Origin of the sequence: Streptomyces sp. NPDC057302, assembly GCF_042667685.1 — a bacterium.
GTDB lineage: Bacteria > Actinomycetota > Actinomycetes > Streptomycetales > Streptomycetaceae > Streptomyces.
This window is the reverse complement of sequence record NZ_JBHUZJ010000028.1, coordinates 1-14706: the sequence shown is the minus strand read 5'-3', so window position 1 is coordinate 14706 and position 14706 is coordinate 1. Positions and strand designations below refer to the sequence as shown.

14 protein-coding genes are annotated in these 14706 nt (G+C 70.6%); 8 read left to right on the top strand and 6 right to left on the bottom strand.

All coding sequences use genetic code 11. The features are described from left to right. The first annotated feature begins 140 nt into the window (after positions 1-140). Entirely contained in the window at positions 141-761 is a 621-nt protein-coding gene (locus tag ACFUPX_RS20660; RefSeq protein WP_383324244.1) for an NADAR family protein, read from the top strand. On the opposite strand, the gene ACFUPX_RS20655 is transcribed toward ACFUPX_RS20660, so the two are convergent. Next, positions 731-1453 carry a DUF4190 domain-containing protein gene (locus ACFUPX_RS20655; protein ID WP_383324241.1) on the bottom strand — a complete coding sequence of 241 codons (723 nt, stop codon included), beginning with the start codon at positions 1451-1453 and terminating at the stop codon, positions 731-733. The genes ACFUPX_RS20660 and ACFUPX_RS20655 overlap by 31 nt on opposite strands. A gap of 137 nt (positions 1454-1590) precedes the next feature. Between ACFUPX_RS20655 and ACFUPX_RS20650 the strand changes: the two genes are divergently transcribed. The 4 genes from ACFUPX_RS20650 to ACFUPX_RS20635 all read left to right on the top strand — a co-directional run bounded on the left by ACFUPX_RS20650 (position 1591) and on the right by ACFUPX_RS20635 (position 4968). Next, the gene (locus ACFUPX_RS20650; RefSeq protein ID WP_383324239.1) at positions 1591-2649 is read left to right on the top strand and encodes an adenosine deaminase; all 1059 of its coding nucleotides are present in this window, start codon (positions 1591-1593) and stop codon (positions 2647-2649) included. Positions 2650-2669: 20 nt separating this feature from the next. After that, positions 2670-3368: a glycerophosphodiester phosphodiesterase gene (locus tag ACFUPX_RS20645; RefSeq protein WP_383324236.1), complete on the top strand. Its 699-nt coding sequence runs from the start codon at positions 2670-2672 to the stop codon at positions 3366-3368. A 30-nt stretch (positions 3369-3398) separates the two neighbouring features. Beyond that, positions 3399-3566, top strand: a complete 168-nt coding sequence (locus ACFUPX_RS20640; protein WP_383324233.1) for a hypothetical protein — start codon at positions 3399-3401, stop codon at positions 3564-3566. A gap of 187 nt (positions 3567-3753) precedes the next feature. Beyond that, positions 3754-4968 (top strand): serine hydrolase domain-containing protein, encoded by a 1215-nt coding sequence (locus ACFUPX_RS20635; protein ID WP_383324230.1) that lies wholly within the window; start codon positions 3754-3756, stop codon positions 4966-4968. Here the strand turns inward: ACFUPX_RS20635 and ACFUPX_RS20630 are convergent. Continuing rightward, a complete protein-coding gene (locus ACFUPX_RS20630) occupies positions 4920-5564 on the bottom strand; it encodes a class F sortase (RefSeq protein WP_383324227.1) in 645 nt (214 codons plus the stop codon). The two genes, ACFUPX_RS20635 and ACFUPX_RS20630, sit on opposite strands and share 49 nt — an antisense overlap. After that, positions 5561-6412 (bottom strand): hypothetical protein, encoded by an 852-nt coding sequence (locus ACFUPX_RS20625; RefSeq protein ID WP_383324224.1) that lies wholly within the window; start codon positions 6410-6412, stop codon positions 5561-5563. The genes ACFUPX_RS20630 and ACFUPX_RS20625 overlap by 4 nt, the downstream gene beginning before the upstream one ends. 164 nt (positions 6413-6576) lie before the next feature. Here ACFUPX_RS20625 and ACFUPX_RS20620 point away from each other — a divergent pair, with 164 nt between their 5' ends. After that, entirely contained in the window at positions 6577-7047 is a 471-nt protein-coding gene (locus ACFUPX_RS20620; protein WP_383324221.1) for a hypothetical protein, read from the top strand. Between the two features lie 33 nt (positions 7048-7080). Here the strand turns inward: ACFUPX_RS20620 and ACFUPX_RS20615 are convergent, their stop codons facing one another. The 3 genes from ACFUPX_RS20615 to ACFUPX_RS20605 all read right to left on the bottom strand — a co-directional run bounded on the left by ACFUPX_RS20615 (position 7081) and on the right by ACFUPX_RS20605 (position 12584). Further along, positions 7081-8280, bottom strand: coding sequence for a PotD/PotF family extracellular solute-binding protein (locus ACFUPX_RS20615; protein ID WP_383324218.1), 1200 nt, complete (start codon positions 8278-8280; stop codon positions 7081-7083). Between the two features lie 96 nt (positions 8281-8376). Next, entirely contained in the window at positions 8377-10983 is a 2607-nt protein-coding gene (locus ACFUPX_RS20610) for an MXAN_6230/SCO0854 family RING domain-containing protein (RefSeq protein ID WP_383324215.1), read from the bottom strand. Between the two features lie 161 nt (positions 10984-11144). After that, entirely contained in the window at positions 11145-12584 is a 1440-nt protein-coding gene (locus tag ACFUPX_RS20605) for a gamma-aminobutyraldehyde dehydrogenase (protein WP_383324212.1), read from the bottom strand. A 161-nt stretch (positions 12585-12745) separates the two neighbouring features. Here ACFUPX_RS20605 and ACFUPX_RS20600 point away from each other — a divergent pair, with 161 nt between their 5' ends. Together ACFUPX_RS20600 and ACFUPX_RS20595 are read left to right on the top strand one after the other, a co-directional pair. Beyond that, entirely contained in the window at positions 12746-13258 is a 513-nt protein-coding gene (locus tag ACFUPX_RS20600; RefSeq protein WP_383324209.1) for an Lrp/AsnC family transcriptional regulator, read from the top strand. Continuing rightward, entirely contained in the window at positions 13243-14622 is a 1380-nt protein-coding gene (locus tag ACFUPX_RS20595) for an aspartate aminotransferase family protein (protein ID WP_383324206.1), read from the top strand. The genes ACFUPX_RS20600 and ACFUPX_RS20595 overlap by 16 nt, the downstream gene beginning before the upstream one ends. The last annotated feature ends 84 nt before the right edge of the window (positions 14623-14706 follow it).

The window sequence follows — 14706 nt, the reverse complement described above, 5'->3', positions numbered from 1 at the left end:
TCGGCGTAGCTCCAGATCGATTTGAGTGCCGATCCTGACAGAGCAGTGGTACTCCAACAAGTGATTCCGTTGTTGCCTTTTGGTTACGCGACGGAATCTGTCGACCAGGTGTCGAGTCTTCCTGGAAAACCCAGGACGGAATGTCAGTGGTGCGTGCCAGACTCGCGTGCATGACGAAGATCGACTCGGTGGATGCGCTGGTCACGGCGGTGCGCTCGGGCGAGCAGGTGGAGTATCTGCACTTCTGGGGCCACCGGCCGCGGCGGGACGGGACGCTCGGTTCCAGCTGCCTGAGCCAGTGGTGGCTGTCGCCGTTCACCGTGGACGGTGTGGAGTACGGGACGGCGGAGCACTGGATGATGGCCGCCAAGGCCCGCCTCTTCGCCGACCCGGAGGCCGAGACCGCCGCCCTCACCGCGCGTACGCCCGCGGAGGCGAAGAAGGCGGGACGCCTGGTGCGGGGCTTCGACGGGGCGATATGGGAGCGGGAGCGGTTCGCCATCGTGGTCGAGGGCAGCGTCCACAAGTTCGCGTCGACCCAGTCCCTGCGCTCGTTCCTGGTCGGCACGGGGTCGCGGGTGCTCGTCGAGGCGAGCCCGATGGACCGCGTCTGGGGCATAGGCCTGGCGGCCGACGACGAGCGGGCCCAGGACCCACAGAAGTGGCGGGGGCCGAATCTGCTGGGCTTCGCGCTGATGGAGGCACGGGAGCGGCTGCGGCGGCTCTCCGGTCAGGAGTCAACGGCCACGGTGGTCGAGTAGCTGCTGCCGTCGTCCGCGGCCCCCTCCTCCTCGAACACGTCGTCCGGGACCACGATCAGGACCACCAGCAGGGCCACGCCCAGGACGATGCCCGCGGCGCCGCAGATGATCCCGGCCAGCGCCTGCCCGGAATTCGTCGCCTCGCCGCGCTTCGCCCTGCCGCGTCCGATCGACCCGAAGATGATCGCGAGGATGCCGAGCACGATCGCCAGGGGCCACAGGCAGAAGCCGGCGGCCGCGATGATCCCGAGGACGAGGGCGGTCACGCCCATCCCGTTGGCGGGCGCCATCGGCATCGCGGGCCAGCCGTACGCGGGCGGGCCCTGCCCCTGGTAGCCCGGGTAGCCGGGATAACCGGGGTAGCCCTGCGGTCCGCCCTGCGGCCCGTGCCCACCGGCGCCCGGGTGGCCTCCCGGAAACCCGGGGTACCCGTAGGGCACCTGCCCAGGCCCCTCGGGCCCGACCGGAGGCGGCGGCACCGGCTCCTCGCCCTGAGGCTGGTGCGGGGACGGAGGCTGATACGGGGACGCAGGCTGGGGCTGGGCCGGAGGTGGCGCGTAAGGCCCGGCGCCCGGCGCCGCCCAAGGATCCCGCTTCTCCAGCGGCACCCGCGGCCCCTCGTCCCGCGGCGGAGCCCAGGGGTCCCGCCCCTCGGCCTCGGACCCGCCCGGCGCCTCCGATCCCTCGGACATCCCGCGTCACCTCTTTCGTACGTTCCGTCATGCTACGGCCAGCGCCCCCGACCGAAGGCACGCACCCGAGGCACGCCACTTACGATGATCCCCGACCCACCGATCAGCCGATCAATTCCGTTCCTGGGGAGGAAACCGTGACCGATCCGCGCAACACCAGTGAGCCACGCGACCCGCATGCCTTCATCGCCGGACTGCCCAAGGCAGAACTGCACGTGCACCACGTCGGCTCGGCGTCCCCCCGCATCGTCTCGGCCCTCTCCGCCCGCCACCCCGACTCCAAGGTGCCCACGGACGTGGAGGCCCTTGCCGACTTCTTCACGTTCACGGACTTCGCCCACTTCGTCCAGGTGTACCTCTCGGTCGTGGACCTGGTCCGCACCGCGGACGACGTACGCCTGCTCACGTACGAAGTCGCCCGCGACATGGCCCGGCAGAACATCCGCTACGCCGAGCTGACCGTCACCCCCTACAGTTCCGTGCGCCGCGGCATCGACGACCGCGCCTTCATGGACGCCATAGAGGACGCCCGCAAGGCGGCCGAGGACGAGCTCGGTGTCGTTCTGCGCTGGTGCTTCGACATCCCGGGCGAGGCGGGGCTCGAAGCCGCCGAGGAGACGGTCCGGCTCGCGACCACCGACAAGCTGCGCCCCGAGGGCCTGGTCTCCTTCGGGCTCGGCGGGCCCGAGGTCGGCGTGCCGCGTCCGCAGTTCAAGCCGTACTTCGACCGCGCGCTCGCGGCCGGCCTGCACTCCGTCCCGCACGCGGGCGAGACCACCGGGCCCGGCACCATCTGGGACGCCCTGACCGACCTGCGCGCCGAGCGCATCGGCCACGGCACCAGCGCCGCCCAGGACCCCGAGCTCCTCGCGCACCTCGCCGAGCACCGCATCCCGCTCGAGGTCTGCCCGACGTCGAACATCGCGACCCGCGCCGTCGCCACCCTCGACGAGCACCCCATCAAGCAGTTCGTCGCCGCGGGGGTCCAGGTCACCGTCAACTCCGACGACCCGCCCATGTTCGGCACCGACCTCAACAACGAGTACGCGGTCGCCGCCCGCCTCCTCGACCTCGACGAGCGCGGCATCGCCGCCCTGGCGAAGAACGCCGTCGACGCGTCGTTCCTCGACCCGGCGGGCAAGGCGAAGCTCACGGCGGAGATCGACACGTACACACAGACGTGGCTCGCCCCCTAGGTCGGCACCACAATGGGCCCATGCGCACCGTGACAGCCGTGGCCCACCGAGGCGATCCCTACCGCGTCCGCGAGAACACCCTCCCCTCCCTGCGCTCGGCGCTGGACCGGGGGGCGGACGCGGTGGAGATCGACGTCCGCCTCAGCCGTGACGGAGTCCCCGTCCTGCTGCACGACGCGACCCTGAAGCGTCTGTGGGACCTCGACCGCCCGCTGTCCGCGCTCTCCGCGGACGAGGTGCGCGGCCTCACCGAGGACGGCGTACCCACGCTGGAGGAAGCGATCGCGGCGACCGAAGGCCACCGGCTCATGGTGGATCTTCCGGACGCGACACCTCGCTCCGTGCGCGCGGTCGTCGGCACCATCGCCGACTGCGGCGCCGCGGAGCGTGCGTACTACTGCGCGGGCGCCCGGACGATGCTGGCGGTGCGCGCGGTGGATCCCGCCGCCGAGATCGCCCTGACCTGGACGACCCTGGCCCCGCCGCGCCGTGCCGTGCTCGACGCGATCAAGCCCCGCTGGCTCAACTACCGCTTCTCGCTGCTCCGGCGCGACCTGGTCGTCCAGGTGCAGCGCCAGGGGCTGCTCGTCTCGGCCTGGACCCCGGACACGAAGCGCTCGATGCGCGGCCTCCTCGACATCGGCGTCGATTCGATCACGACCAACCGCGTCGACACGCTGCACGCGCTGCGCACGCAGTCCGACGGCGCACTCTCGTAGCCGCGCGCTCCCTCAACTAGCTTGTGGTCCATGGGGAACAGTGACGACCACAACCGGGAAGAGCCGCTCTTCGTGTACGAGCGCGACGAGCGGGGTTACCGCGGCCACCGTCTCAATCCGCGGCACCCCGTCGGCCGCATGCTGACCATCGCTCTTCTGGTCGGCATCGTCCTCGTCATCCTGCTCATGGCGAGGTGACGTCGTCCGGGACGGGAGGGCATGGGCCGACGCCCCCTAGGGGGCACACCGCCAACACCCCTGAGACGTATGGGTGTTGTCCCCTCAGGGAGCACTGCTCCCCCGCCCTCCCCAGTGAGGATCCACCCCGCACCGCCGGTCACCAGGATGGGAAGCACCACACCGCAGCCCACCCTGGAGTCACGCCGTGCCCTTCCGCACCCGTACCGCCATCGCCGCCGCCCTGGTCATCGGCCTCACCGGCGCGGCGACCGCCCCCGCCCTCGCGCAGGCCCGCACCCACGCCCCGGCCACGACGGCTCCCGCCCAGGGTTCCACCCAGGACTCCGCGCCCAACGGCAAGGCCCTGCGCAAGGCGATCGAGGGGCTCCCGGACGCCGACGCGACCTCCGCCCTCGTCCGCGTCGGCGGCACGGCGGGGACCTGGCGCGGCAGTTCCGGCGTACACGACCTGGTGACGGGGCGGAAGGCCGACCCGCACGGGAGATTCCGCGCCGGGTCGACGACCAAGATCGTGACAGCGGCGGTGGCGCTGCAACTGGCCGCCGAGGGTGAACTGGACCTCGACGAGCCGGTGCAGCACTACATGCCGGACCTCTTCCCCAAGGGGAAGTTCGAGCCCATCCCCGTGCGCAGCCTCCTCAACTACACGAGCGGCCTGCAGTCGGGCGACGGCTTCGACGACGAACTCGCGCACCGCTACGACACGTTGGACTACCGCCAGGTCGTCGCCTCGGCCATCGCCAAGGGGCCCGAGCACGACCCCGGCGACGAGCAGCACTACCGCAACATCGGCTACACCGTGCTCGGCATGCTGATCGAGCGGGTCACCAAGGACTCGTACGCCCATCAGGCCGCGCAGCGGATCTTCAAGCCCCTCCGCATGCGCGACACCTACTTCCCCGGCACCGAACTGCGCATCCGCGGTCCGCACAACCGCGGCTACCAGAGCGTGAAGCAGCCGGACGGCAGCACCGGGCTGGTCGACGTCACCGAGTGGAACCAGTACGACCGCTTCGCGGCGGGCGACATGATCTCCTCCACGGCCGACCTGGAGGTCTTCACGCAGGCGCTGTTCGGCGGGGAGGTCGTGCCACGGGCCCAGTTGACGGAGATGTTCACCCTGCCCGAGCTGGCACCGGGTGTCCCCAAGGCGATCTTCGGCGCGGGGCTCCAGCGGATGGAGCTCGACGAGGACCACGTGGTCTGGCTCAAGACCGGCTCCCGCTACGGCTACAGCAACATGATCGCCGCCACCGAGAAGGGTTCACGGACCCTCGTCTACTCGGTCACCGCGACCGACGCCAAGGGCAAGGACATGAACCCGGTCGCCGAGCGGATCGCGCTGGCCGCCTACGCCACGCCCGTCATGCTCGCGAAGACCGTGACGTTGTTGGGGTAGTAGTGCCGGTCGGCGTCGAACTCGCCGCCGCAGGTGATCAGGCGCAGCCCCGCGTGGTCGATGTTCTTGTAGACCTCCAGGGTGGGGAACTTCTTCTTCGGATACTCCTCGACACGGTCCACGGTGAAGGTGGCCGTCCTGCCGTCCTCGCGCGTGACCTCGATGGTGTCTCCGGCCTTCATCGTCTTCAGCCCCTTGAAGACCGCGTCCGCGCCGTTCCAGGTCACGTGTCCGGCGATCACGGCCGGGCCCCGGGAGCCGGGGGTGGGGCCGGGTTCGTACCAGCCCGCCAGGTCCGGGTTCTTCGGCGTGGTCATCGCTCCTTCCCCGTTCTGCCCCAGCGCCTCCAGCTCGCTCGTGACGCCCAGGGAGGGGATGGCCACGCGCTGGGGGACGGAGCGGTCAAGGGTCTCGGCGGCCTGGCCGGGCCCCGCCGCGCTTTCTCGTGCCGCGCTCTGGCGAGGGGCGGCAGGCGAGGCGGCCGTGCCGTCCTGACCCGCGCAGGCGCCGAGCACCAGCGCCGCCGCGACGGCCGCGACCGCGGCGGCGGAGGCGTGCCGGACGCGGGCCCACAGCCGTGGGACCGCCCGGCTCACGCGGCGTCCCCGGGCTTCGCGACCACCGTAGGGGCTGCCTTCGCCCCCGCGGGAATGGCCGCCGTCCTCCCGCGGCGGGCCAGAACCAGCAGCCCCGCGGCCGTCAATGCCGCCGCCCCCGCCGTACCGATCACGCCACTGGTGGACACGCCCTCGGCGGCGGTGGCGGTGGCGCCGCTGCCGGTCTCGACCCCGCCCACGGGGACGGACCCGACCGCCGCGCCCTTGACCACGCCGCAGTTGGTCGGCGCGGTGGCCTCCTGGGGAAGCTTCGGGTCGAGCTCGCTCTTGCCGGCGCCCTCGAAGTCGTACTTGCCGTTGTCGTTGGGGTCGATGCCGTGCTGCACGATGTGCAGGTCCTTGATGTGGTCCACCACGTCCTGCCCGACGGTGATGGTCCGCTTGTACGAGACCTTGCCCTGCGCGTCGGCCACCGGCATCCGGTCCACGGCGAGACCGCTGCCCGCGTCAGTGCCTCCGGAGAGGGTCAGCGAGATGTTGATGTCTCCGTAGTGGACGGTGGCCTCGGTGTTGTCGAGGATGCCGTCGCCGTTGGTGTCGTCACCGCCGTCCGGGCACTGGAAGTCGTGCCCGTCGGTGGATCCGTGCAGGTGCTGCGCCGACGGCTGTCCGGGCACCATGCCCTCGGACTTGATCCACACGGTCAGCGCGTTGCCGCGCAGGCTCAGGAGGGCCGTACCGGAGGAGCCGGAGTCGTTCAGCGACGCCAGGTCGATCTGGTAGGCCGGGGTGTCCGCCGCGAACACCGGGGACGACACGGCCACGGTGAGGAGGGCGGCGGGCAGAGCGGCGAGCGCCGCGAGCAGGCCGGTTCGCTTGGGCATCACGTTCGTTCCTTTTCCGCGGCACCCGAACGGGACGGCCGCACGTCGCAGTTACCTATGGAACGCAAGGCGGCTCTTGGGTGTTCAATGCGAGGGAGCGCAAGCCGACCGAGCTGACGAAGCCGACGGGCTGACGGGCTGACGGGCTGACGGAAAAGAGAGTTGCCATGGCCGCCGGATGGGACTGGGACGGCGACGAGAACCTGCTGCGGTTCCACGCCCCATCCGAATGGGACGCCGCGTATGAGCGCGGCAGGGTCCGCCGCATGGGCTCCGCGGCGATCGGACTGGCCTTCAACTGCCCCCTGGCCGAGGCCTCGCCCCGCATCGTCAAGGCGATGCGCCTGCCGGACAGGACGGAGCAAGGCTTCGCGTTCACCGCGGCCGGAGCCGCCGCCCGGCTCAACGGCGAGCTGACGCCGGAGTTGTACGAGGCGCTGCGCGCGGAAGGGCACGCGGGCCTCGCCCAAGACGCCATCGGCGACACCCTGACCTTCGTCCCGTTCCGCGAGCTGCCGCCCTGGCTCAAGTGGCGATGGGCGTGGACGGGGGTGCGGGACAAACTGGTGGGCCGGTGGATCCGGTCGGTGGAAGCAATCGCGGACGCCTGGCGGGCCCTGCGCCGAAACCGCTCCTGACCAGCGGACGCGCCCTCCTGGCCGGCAGCGTCCCTACAGCCCCGCGATCGCGTTCCAGCGCTTCGCGAACTCCGTCCGCTCCCGCGAGGTGATGTCCCGCGCGATCGCCAGCCGCTTGCGCATCGCGTCGTCGGGGAAGATCAGCGGGTCCTCGGCGAGCGAGGCCAGTTCCTTGTCCTTGGACGAGGCGAGGACGTCGCGGGCCGCGGGGACCGGACAGACGTAGTTGACCCAGGCGGCCAGCCGCGCGGCCACCTCCGGCTCGTAGTAGTGGTCGACGAGCCGCTCGGCGTTGCGCTTGTGGCGGGCCAGGTTGGGGATCATCAGGGACTCGGCCCAGAGCTCGGCGCCCTCCTCGGGGACGACGAACTCGATGTCCGGGTCGTCCGCCTGGAGCTGGATCACGTCGCCGCTGTAGGCCTGGCAGGCCAGGACGTCGCCGCTGGAGAGGTCCTTGATGTAGTCGTTGCCGGTGAAACGGCGGATGTGCTGCGAGGCCACCAGCTTCTCCACCCGGTCGCACACCCGGTGGAAGTCGTCGGCCTTCCACCGGGTGATGTCGACCCCGTCGCCCTGCATGAGCAGCGCGAACGACTCGTCGAGCCCGGAGAGCAGCGTGACCCGGCCCTTGAGGTCGTCGGACCACAGGTCGGACACGTGCTTGATCTCCCGGCCGAGCTTGCGCTTGTTGTACGCGATGCCGGTGATGCCGGTGATGCCGGACTGCCAGGGCACCGTGTTCTTGCGGCCGGGGTCGAAGCTCGGCGAACGCAGCAGCGGGTCGAGGTACTTGGTGACGTTCGGCTGCCGGGTGCGGTCCATCTCCTGGACCCAGCCCAGGCGCACGAAGCGGGCGCACATCCAGTCGCTGATGACGATGAGGTCGCGGCCGGTCTCCTGGTGGTTCATCAGGGACGGGCTGATCTTGCCGAAGAACTCGTCGTTGTCGTTGATCTCCTCCGTGTAGCGGACGTCGATGCCGGTCCGCTTCTCGAAGGCGTCGAGCGAGGGCCGCTTCGTCGAGTCCTTGTCGTCGGTGTCGATGTACAGCGGCCAGTTGGCGAACGTCAGCGACTTGTCCTGCCGGGAGCGGTCCCCGGCGGCGCGCTCGCCGGGTCCGATGTACGCGGCGGGCACCCCGCAGCCCGCGAGCGCGCTGACGGCCGCCCCGCCGCCGATGGCACGCAGCAGGGACCGGCGGGAGACTGAGGAGGCTCTGGGGTTCGCTCGCACCCCGGCAGCATGCGCCTGCGTGTCACGTACAGGCAATGGACGCTGCGTCGAGCCGAGCGGTCGGGAAGCGACACCTTGTCGATCACCCGCCTCGGCTCACGCGGGCGCCAGCCACCCCGCCAGGTCCCCCGCCGTGATCCGCTCCGGCGCGGCGGTGTCGACCGGCCCCGGGTAGAGGCGGTACACCGTGCCGGAAGCGGCGTCCTGTGCCCCCTCCAGCTCCCCGTGCAGGAGCGCCAGCAGGGCCCGGCGGCCCGCCAGCCCGGCCTCGGCCCGCAGCTCGTCCGGCTCCCAGCCGTCCCGCACGCGCAGCGCGAAGTCGGCGCGCGGCTCGTCGTCGGCGCGGCGGTATCCCCACAGGACGTGGCCCTTGCCGCGCACGTACACGGGTCCTTCCGTACGGGCCGCCGCCGTCCAGCAGGCCAGGTCCCACAGGGTGGCCCGGCCGCGCGGCGTGAAGGTGTCCAGGAGGTCGTTCCCCATCCGGCCGAGCTGCTTGCGGTAGCGCCACACGTCGTGGTTGCCGTCGCCGGTGGCCAGGGTGACGTCGGTCCACCAGGCCTGCCGCGCCCGCAGGTCGACGATCATCGGCACGCGCAGCGCCGCGTCGCCCGCGAGGTCGAAGCGCTGCCGGATCGTGCGCGGGTCGTACGTGGCCCGGCCCTTGCCCTCGACCGCCATGAACCCCGCGAAGGCGTCGGGGAGTTCGTCGAAGGGCACGTTGTTGTACGAGAGGACCGCGGGCACGACGAAGCGCACCCCCACGTTGGCCAGGCGGGGCAGGTCGAGGTCCAGGTACTCGGTGGCGCCGTGCGGGGCGGGCGCCGAGGTCAGGTCCCCGGAGTGCCGGGCGGCGCCGCCCGCGTACGTCAGCTGCGTGTAGTCGCACACGCCGACGAAGCGCCACAGGTCGTCGTAGAGCGCGACGGACAGGTCGAGGTCGACGCGTACGCCCTTGGGCTGCAGCCAGTGCAGGAAGAGCCGCACGGTCTCGCTGTCCGCGGGCATGGGCAGCGAGCTGCCACGCGGCACCGCGACCAGCGACGCCGCCGACGCGCGCTCGGCGAACGGCACCGGCAGGTCGGTGAGCGAGGCGTCCAGGACGGCCACGTCGTAACGCTCGCCCTCCCCCTCGGCGAGCCGCCGCACGGCCTCCGCCTCGATCAGCTCCCCGGCACGCCCCGCCACCCGGGACGGCAGCGGCGGCCGGTGGTCCTCGATCGCGTACGCCTGCGTGACGCGCCCGCGCGGGAAGAACACGCGGCGGTGCCCCGGCACGGAACGCACCTTCATGCGGCCGTACGCGCCGAGCAGCGGCCCGGGTCCGGAGCGGGGCAGGGCCTCCGCGAGCGCCTCGCCCACCGCCCGCGGCAGGGTGTCGGAGCCCGACCGGGCCAGCAACAGGTCCAGGCGGCGCAGGAGTTCACCGGGGCGCTCGCGAAGGAGCCCGGCCGCGGCCGTCGTGTCCCAGCGGCCGATGGCCTCCTCGACGCGCCCCTGCCAGGTGACGATCCGCAACCGGTCACCCTCGATACGGACGTCCTCGTGGCGGGCGGCCTCGGCGAGCAGCGCCTCGGACAGCGCGCCGTCACCGATGCGGGTCCCGCGCAGCACCGCGAAGGCGAGCGCCACGCGCGCGTACCGGTGGGCCTGCTCGTAGGGGTGCAGGATTTCACCGACCCGCTTCCAGGCGCGCGGATGGCGGGCCATGTCCTCGGCCAGGCGCCGCAGGTCGAACCCGTCGAGCAGGGCGAGGAGTTCACGGCGCAGAGGCCGCGAGAGCCCGCGCAGGCGGGGCAGTTCGAGCAGGTCGGGGTCGCCTCCGGAACGGACGACGAGAAGGCGCAGCACGTCGGTGGCGGTGTCCGCGTACAGCCCCACGAGCGCGCGCACGTCGGGCAGGTCGGTCAGGTCGAGCAGCGGCGCGAGGGCGAGCGCCTTGCTCTCGCGCAGGGGTATGTCCGCCGGGAGCCAGTCGGCGGCGTCGGCGGGCTCCACCTGCCGCAGGAGCAGCGCCAGGTCGTCGTGGTCCTGGGGGTTCAGGGGCGTGCGGCGGGCGAGCAGGGCGGTGAGCTCGGCGGCGGTGTCGCCGGGCTCGGTGAGCCGCAGCGCGCGCAGGATCTCGCCGCCGTCGCCGCCGAGCCCGGCGCCGGAGTCGATCCAGGGGTCGGTGGGCCCGTCCGTCTCGTAGCGGTTCTCGCAGATGGGGCAGGCGTACCACTCGCAGCACAGGTCGCAGCAGCCCCAGTCCAGCTCCTTGCGGTGGCAGTCGTCGCACAGGAGGTGTGCGCAGGGCGCGAGCGCGCGGACGCGGGCCTTGGTGCCCGCGCAGTTCATGCAGGGCTGGTGGGGCTGGGCGGCGAGGTGCGCGACGACGAGGGAGGTGTAGCGGTCGTACGCGTGCTGGTAGGGGACCTCGTCGGGGAAGCGCCGGAACAGCGGGGCGTGCTGACGGTCGGAGCCCATCAGCGCGTCGACGTCGGCGAGCAGCTGCATGCCGGTCGCCGCGAGGTCGGGGACGGCGAGCGCGGTCAGCGCGCGGCGCAGCGGGGCGGTCAACAGGTGCCCGCGGTCGGCGAGTTCGGCTTCCAGGACGACCACGGCCGCGGCGGTCTCGGCGGTCCGTCCGGCGCCGGAGGGAACGTACACACTCTGCCGGCGGCGCAGCAGCAGCAGCCCCGCGATGTCGTCGGTCGTCTTCATCAGGTCACACCCCCGTAGGTACAGAAAAGCGGGGGCGGGGAGTGGGTGCGCTACGGATCTTTTACAGAGAAGGAAAGAAGGAAGCACACCACGGAGCCGCCCCCGCGTTCCTGACGGTACGCGGGGGCGGATACGGCGTCACACGATTTACCGCCGGGGGACTAGCCCTCGATCGACGTCATGACGTGCTTGATGCGCGTGTAGTCGTCGAAGCCGTAGGCCGAGAGGTCCTTGCCGTAGCCGGACTTCTTGAAGCCGCCGTGCGGCATCTCCGCGACCAGCGGGATGTGCGTGTTGATCCAGACGCAGCCGAAGTCCAGGACCTTGGCCATGCGCATCGCGCGCGCGTGGTTCTGCGTCCAGACCGAGGAGGCCAGGGCGTACTCGACGCCGTTGGCGTACGACACGGCCTGCGCCTCGTCCGTGAAGGACTGGACGGTGATGACCGGGCCGAAGACCTCGTTCTGGATGATCTCGTCGTCCTGCTTCAGGCCGGAGACGACGGTCGGGGCGTAGAAGAAGCCCTTCTCGCCGACGCGCCGGCCGCCCGCCTCGACCTTGGCGTGCGCCGGAAGGCGGTCGATGAAGCCGGAGACCTGCTTGAGCTGGTTGGCGTTGTTCAGCGGGCCGAAGAGCACGTCCTCGTCGTCCGGCTGGCCGGTCTTCGTGTCGGCCGCGGCCTTGGCGAGCGCGGTCACGAACTCGTCGTGGATGGACTCGTGGACGAGCACACGCGTGGCGGCCGTACAGTCCTGGCCCGCGTTGAAGAAGCCCGCCACCGAGATGTCCTCGACGGCCTTGGCGATGTCGGCGTCCTCGAAGACGACGACCGGCGCCTTGCCGCCCAGCTCCAGGTGGACCCGCTTGAGGTCCTTGGATGCGGACTCGGCGACCTGCATGCCGGCGCGCACCGAGCCGGTGATGGAGGCCATCGCCGGGGTGTGGTGCTCGACCATCGCGCGGCCGGTGTCACGGTCGCCGCAGACGACGTTGAAGACGCCCTTGGGGACGATGGAGCCGATGATCTCGGCCATCAGGACGGTCGACGCGGGGGTGGTGTCCGAGGGCTTGAGGACGACGGTGTTGCCCGCGGCGAGCGCCGGGGCGAACTTCCATACGCCCATCATCATCGGGTAGTTCCACGGTGCGACCTGCGCGCAGACGCCGATCGGCTCGCGGCGGATGATGGAGGTCAGACCCTCCATGTACTCGCCGGCCGCGCGGCCTTCGAGCATCCGGGCCGCGCCCGCGAAGAAGCGGATCTGGTCGACCATGGGCGGGATTTCCTCGGACCGGGTGAGGCCGGTCGGCTTGCCCGTGTTCTCGACCTCGGCCGCGATGAGCTCCTCGGCGCGCTCCTCGAAGGCGTCGGCGATCTTCAGCAGGGCCTTCTGGCGCTCGGCGGGCGTCAGGTCGCGCCAGGCGGGGAACGCGGCGGCGGCCGCGTCCATGGCGGCGTCGACGTCGGCCTGCCCGGACAGGGGCGCGGTGGCGTAGGACTCGCCGTTGGCGGGGTTGACCACCTCGGTGGTCCGGCCGTCGGCGGCGTCCCGGAATTCTCCGTCGATGTAGTTACGCAGACGGCGCAGCTCGGTGGTCACTTCCGGCCCTCCAGTCAGATGTCCAATGGATGAGACACCCACCCTAGTCGGTGTACCGACGCTTTCAACATACCGGGGGGCCCAGAACTGCGAAATCCGTGACGATCGGAGCTCTGGACAACGAATTACATCGATCTGACCTTGCGGAACTGTCGAGTCCTGTGCACCATGGGGTCGTGGCCAGTCGCAGCGCAGATTCCAGCAGTTCCCGACCAGGGAACGGTTCTTCGTCCATCGACGCCGTCTCCCTGGCGATCATCGAACAGCTTCAGGAGGACGGACGCCGTCCGTACGCCGCCATCGGCAAGGCCGTGGGCCTTTCCGAAGCGGCCGTGCGCCAACGCGTCCAGAAGCTGCTCGACCAGGGCGTCATGCAGATCGTCGCCGTCACGGACCCGCTCACCGTGGGTTTCCGGCGCCAGGCGATGGTCGGCATCAACGTCGAGGGCGACCTGGATCCCGTCGCGGAGGCGCTGACGGCCATGGCCGAGTGTGAGTACGTGGTCATGACCGCGGGCTCCTTCGACCTGATGGTGGAGGTCGTCTGCGAGGACGACGACCACCTTCTCGAAGTGATCAACAAGCGCATCCGCGCCCTCCCCGGCGTGCGCTCCACCGAGAGCTTCGTCTATCTGAAGCTCAAGAAGCAGACCTATATGTGGGGAACCCGATAGCCGTGAGCAAGGACCTCAGCCGAACCGCGTACGACCACCTGTGGATGCACTTCACCCGCATGTCGGACTACGAGAACGCACCCGTGCCCACCATCGTGCGTGGCGAAGGCACCTACATCTACGACGACAAGGGCAAGAAGTACCTGGACGGCCTCTCCGGCCTGTTCGTGGTCAACGCGGGCCACGGTCGTCACGAGCTCGCCGAGACGGCGTACAAGCAGGCGCAGGACCTGGCCTTCTTCCCCATCTGGAGCTACGCGCACCCGCAGGCCGTCAAGCTCGCCGAGCGCCTCGCGAACCACGCGCCCGGCGACCTGAACAAGGTCTTCTTCACCACCGGTGGCGGCGAGGCCGTCGAGACCGCGTGGAAGCTGGCGAAGCAGTACCACAAGCTCACCGGCAACCACCAGAAGTACAAGGTCATCTCCCGCGCGGTCGCCTATCACGGCACCCCGCAGGGCGCCCTGTCCATCACCGGTCTGCCCGCGCTCAAGGCCCCCTTCGAGCCGCTCGTCCCGGGCGCGCACAAGGTGCCGAACACGAACATCTACCGCGCCCCGATCCACGGCGACGACCCGGTGGCCTTCGGCCGCTGGGCCGCCGACCAGATCGAGCAGGAGATCCTCTTCGAGGGTCCCGAGACGGTCGCCGCCGTGTTCCTGGAGCCGGTACAGAACGCGGGCGGCTGCTTCCCGCCGCCGCCCGGGTACTTCCAGCGGGTCCGCGAGATCTGCGACAAGTACGGCGTGCTGCTCGTCTCGGACGAGGTCATCTGCGCCTTCGGCCGCCTGGGCACGATGTTCGCCTGCGACAAGTTCGACTACGTCCCGGACATGATCACCTGCGCCAAGGGCATGACCTCGGGCTACTCCCCGATCGGCGCCTGCATCATCTCGGACAAGCTCGCCGAGCCGTTCTACAAGGGTGACAACACCTTCCTGCACGGCTACACCTTCGGCGGCCACCCGGTCTCGGCCGCGGTCGGCAACGCCAACCTCGACATCTTCGAGAAGGAGGGTCTCAACCAGCACGTGCTCGACAACGAGGACGCGTTCTACCAGACCCTGCGCAAGCTGCACGACCTGCCGATCGTCGGCGACGTCCGCGGCAACGGCTTCTTCTACGGCATCGAGCTCGTGAAGGACAAGGCCACCAAGGAGACGTTCAACGACGAGGAGACCGAGCGCGTCCTGTACGGCTTCCTCTCCAAGGCGCTCTTCGAGAACGGCCTGTACTGCCGCGCCGACGACCGTGGTGACCCGGTCGTCCAGCTCGCCCCGCCGCTGATCTCCACCCAGGAGACCTTCGACGAGATCGAGGGCATCCTGCGCCAGGTCCTCACGGAGGCGTGGACGAAGCTCTGATCCATCGGATCCCTCTTCGGGATCGATGGTGTGATCGAGTGATCAACACCGGCCCCGGGGGCGCCCGTTCGAGTGAGAACGGGC

Bases quoted from the DNA above. Each gene is read 5' to 3' on its own strand.
- ACFUPX_RS20660 (WP_383324244.1), top strand. From the start codon at position 141: ATGTCAGTGGTGCGTGCCAGACTCGCGTGCATGACGAAGATCGACTCG.
- ACFUPX_RS20655 (WP_383324241.1), bottom strand. From the start codon at position 1,453: ATGTCCGAGGGATCGGAGGCGCCGGGCGGGTCCGAGGCCGAGGGGCGG.
- ACFUPX_RS20645 (WP_383324236.1), top strand. From the start codon at position 2,670: ATGCGCACCGTGACAGCCGTGGCCCACCGAGGCGATCCCTACCGCGTC.
- ACFUPX_RS20640 (WP_383324233.1), top strand. From the start codon at position 3,399: ATGGGGAACAGTGACGACCACAACCGGGAAGAGCCGCTCTTCGTGTAC.
- ACFUPX_RS20620 (WP_383324221.1), top strand. From the start codon at position 6,577: ATGGCCGCCGGATGGGACTGGGACGGCGACGAGAACCTGCTGCGGTTC.
- ACFUPX_RS20610 (WP_383324215.1), bottom strand. From the start codon at position 10,983: ATGAAGACGACCGACGACATCGCGGGGCTGCTGCTGCTGCGCCGCCGG.